Origin of the sequence: Cryobacterium sp. TMT2-10, assembly GCF_004403075.1 — a bacterium.
GTDB classification, from domain to species: Bacteria; Actinomycetota; Actinomycetes; order Actinomycetales; family Microbacteriaceae; genus Cryobacterium; species Cryobacterium shii.
In genome coordinates this window covers 1-3,167 of the sequence record NZ_SOGW01000129.1, presented here as the reverse complement: position 1 = coordinate 3,167, position 3,167 = coordinate 1, and the positions used below count along the sequence as shown (strand labels likewise).

General features: G+C 63.7%; 6 protein-coding genes. All 6 read right to left on the bottom strand.

Annotated features, from left to right (window positions below; genetic code table 11):
* On the bottom strand, nucleotides 1-860 hold an 860-nt coding region (locus tag E3T37_RS16145; protein WP_166806124.1), incomplete at its 3' end, for a DDE-type integrase/transposase/recombinase.
* Nucleotides 857-1,147, bottom strand: a complete 291-nt coding sequence (locus E3T37_RS16140; RefSeq protein WP_134368291.1) for a transposase — start codon at nucleotides 1,145-1,147, stop codon at nucleotides 857-859. The genes E3T37_RS16140 and E3T37_RS16145, both read right to left, overlap by 4 nt.
* A gap of 186 nt (nucleotides 1,148-1,333) precedes the next feature.
* Nucleotides 1,334-1,630 (bottom strand): Txe/YoeB family addiction module toxin, encoded by a 297-nt coding sequence (locus E3T37_RS16130; protein WP_134368289.1) that lies wholly within the window; start codon nucleotides 1,628-1,630, stop codon nucleotides 1,334-1,336.
* Nucleotides 1,627-1,872: a type II toxin-antitoxin system Phd/YefM family antitoxin gene (locus E3T37_RS16125; protein WP_134368288.1), complete on the bottom strand. Its 246-nt coding sequence runs from the start codon at nucleotides 1,870-1,872 to the stop codon at nucleotides 1,627-1,629. Before E3T37_RS16125 ends, E3T37_RS16130 begins: the two co-directional genes overlap by 4 nt.
* A 368-nt stretch (nucleotides 1,873-2,240) precedes the next feature.
* Nucleotides 2,241-2,801 carry a hypothetical protein gene (locus E3T37_RS16115; RefSeq protein ID WP_134368286.1) on the bottom strand — a complete coding sequence of 187 codons (561 nt, stop codon included), beginning with the start codon at nucleotides 2,799-2,801 and terminating at the stop codon, nucleotides 2,241-2,243.
* Nucleotides 2,802-2,926: 125 nt separating this feature from the next.
* Nucleotides 2,927-3,167 (bottom strand): transposase (locus E3T37_RS16110; RefSeq protein ID WP_166789193.1); only part of this gene is annotated, 241 nt, incomplete at its 5' end.

The window sequence follows — 3,167 nt, the reverse complement described above, 5'->3', positions numbered from 1 at the left end:
CGCCGACACGCCGGCCCGCTCGCCAGCCTCCTCGCTCGAGACACCCTGCCCCACGAGGTCCCAGAAATCCTGCCGGTGTTCCCGGCGCCACCCCGGCGGCCGGCCCGGCGGTCGGCCCGGCGGTCGGCCCGGCGACCGCATCGGCTCCCGCCCGAGTTGCGTGGCCATCCAACCCTTCGGACGTCCCATAATCCACCTCCATAATCGAGGTGTTGCTTCCACCGGTTGAATCCGCCTTGGGCTCCGCGGTCGGAGTGGAAAATGGCGCCGGCCGTGTCGAGGTGGCCGTGGTCGCGCGCCATTTCTAGGGCGCCGATGATCAGGCTGGTGCGCATGTGGCTGGCCATCGACCAGCCCACCACCATCCGGGTGCAGAGGTCGATCACGGTCGCCAGGTAGAGCCATCCGGAGCCAGTGCGCAAGTAGGTGATATCCCCGCAGAACCGGGTTCCCGGGACGGTCGACGTGAAGTCGCGCGTCCCCTCCTGATCGAGCATGTGGTTCTGGATGTGCTCGGTCCGAGCGTCCGGGGCGACAGTCGTGGTGTTCTTCCACGCCCGCATCCGGACGGCGCGGAGGCCGTGGTCGCCCAGGATGGACCCGACCGTGCCGCAGGCGATGTTGACGCCTTCCAGGCCCAGGATCGTGGTGATCTGGTCCCGGCCGGCCCTGCCCTTCTCCCGCGTGTAGACGCGCACGACGTGAGCGTCGAGCTCGTCGTGGCGGACCTGGGTCGGCGTCGGCACGTTCGGGCGCAACCAGCGGTAGAACGAGGCCCGGGAGACCTTCAGCTTCTGGCACATCCAGTCAATGGGAAAGGAGGCCTTCTCCGTCAAGATGAAGACGAAATAGTCGTTCATCGTTGCTTCGCGGCGAAGAAGGAGCTGACTTTTCCCAGGAAATCGATCTCCCTTTTCAGCTCAGCGTTCTCGGCTTGCAGGGCCTTGTACTTGGCCCACTCGACCGGGCCCGGCTCGGCGGCACCGGCCTCAGGGTGTTCCTCTTTCCAGACGCGAACCCAATTGTCCAACGTCCCCTCGACGACCCCGATCTCGGGTGCAACTTGAGCGATCGGCCGGCCCGATGAAATGACAAGCTCTACGGCCTCGGCCCGGAACACAGCACTGAACGTACGACGATTCGACATGAAACAGATTCTCCTTACCTCTGTCTCAATTCACCATACGGGCGCAAACGACCTCATCGCCCTGAGCCTGCCCGAGATCAGGTACCTTCTTGTCCGTCTGATCTTCAGCGAGCCGCCGGACCCCGAACGTGTCCTCAGTCGCTCACGCTGGCGACGCCGACATCAACAAACCGCGAAACGACATCACTATCGAACCCGCGGACACGCCCCATAAACGCGACTGTAGTACGAGTAGTGGTACCGCGCGGCGATCACAACAATCTGGTTCTCTTCCACGGCATAGACCTGGCGGTGCTCCTCCGTGATTCGGCGGGACCAGTATCCCGACAGCTGGTGCTTGAGCGCCTCGGGTTTACCCATACCGCTGAACGGCGTTCTTTGTACCTCGGCGATGAGCTTGTTGATGCGCTTGACCATGGCTTTGTCCGTGGCTACCCAGTGCTGGTAGTCGTTCCAGCCCACGTCGGTGAAGACGATGTTCACTCGGCGAGTGGGCGCTCGGTCGTCTTGCCGGCTCGATGTTGGGCGATGCTCTCGAGCAGCCGCGTCGCGTTGGCGGGGGAGCGCAGCAGATAGGCGGTTTCTTCGAGAGCCTGATAATCGGCCAGCGACATCAGAACGGCGCTGCCCTTCTTCGAGACGATCTCGATCGGCAGGTGGTCCTGATTGACTTTCTCGATCAACGGGAACAGTTGTGCCCGCGCCTGGGAAGCCGTGATGGCCATGTTCTCCTCCTTCGCTCGAATTGTGGTACTGGATATCGTACCACTAACCTGCCGGGGCGGTTCTGGTGCCTCCTCCCACCCGCGAGGGGTCCCAAATCGACCTTCCCGAGGCGATCGAAGGTCGATTTGGGGCCCCTCAGGCTGAAATCCGCACCGTCTGGGGGCCGGCTACGACGCCCGTAGCCGCTGAGGCTACGCCTTCGCCGCCGTTACCCACTGCCGGGCGGTCGCCCAAGAGCCGTTGAGGTCTTTGAGGGCCCTGGCGGTAGCCGTGTCTGCGCCTGTTCCCGTCGTCGTGATCTGGGTTCCACCAGCAGCAACCTCGACGCTGAAGACCATCTCGCGACCGGGACTGGGCACGTCAATCTTCACCCCGGCGCTCCGCCAGAGCCCGCTGGCCATGACCGCATCGACGATCCGATGCACGACCACCGAACTGTACGGATACGGCGTGAACTTGATCGCGCCGGCCCAGAGTAGACGGGCACCCGGGCATCGAGCGCCAGCATGGCCTCGGCGAGGCCGACCTGAGCGGCGGTCGTACCGTCGCCGTTGACGTAGACAACAGCGCCCGGCGTGGAAACAGTGACGAGGCCGACCGCTGCCGATTTCGGCGCTGCCTCGATCACCAGGGCTATAGAGCGAAGTTGGGTTGGGCTGGACACGTCGACGGCGATGACGTTGTCCTTGCTCTCGTAGGAGGTCGCTCCCGGCGTGGCCCGCAGGAAGTCAAAGAACGGAGCAAGTTCGGCCGTCGCCGCGGTGACGGAGAGCCGGGCATAGCCGTCGCCGAGAACCTCGAAGGTGATACCGGCCAGCGCGGGATCAGAGGCGAGCTGCTGGAGTTCTGCGACGATCGACTCCCTCCCGGTCGGGGCTCCGATGGTCACCGTCAGCGACTCGCAGACCTTCAAATCAAGCGCTGTCACAAGCGGATTGGCACTGAGCGAGTCGAAAGCCGTGATCAGCGAGTCGGACGCCTCAGAGTCCTGCCCCTTGTAATTGTCGATTTGAAAATAACCGAATTTTTTGGCTCTCCTGTCGTAACCGTGGGTTAAACCCGGCCGGGGAGCACTGGCTTGTGGCCGCCGAGGCTGAGCATGGCGAGGGCGATGAGGGCGTCGGATGATTTGAAGCCGAAGGCGATTCGGGTGATGAGTCGAATCTTGGTGTTGACGGATTCGATCCGGCCGTTGGAGAGACCGTGCTCGATCGAGGCGAGGATCGCAGCGCGGTGCTTCACGATCGAGCGCTGCAGCTTCACGAACGACGGGATCCGGCAGCGGCGCGCCCAT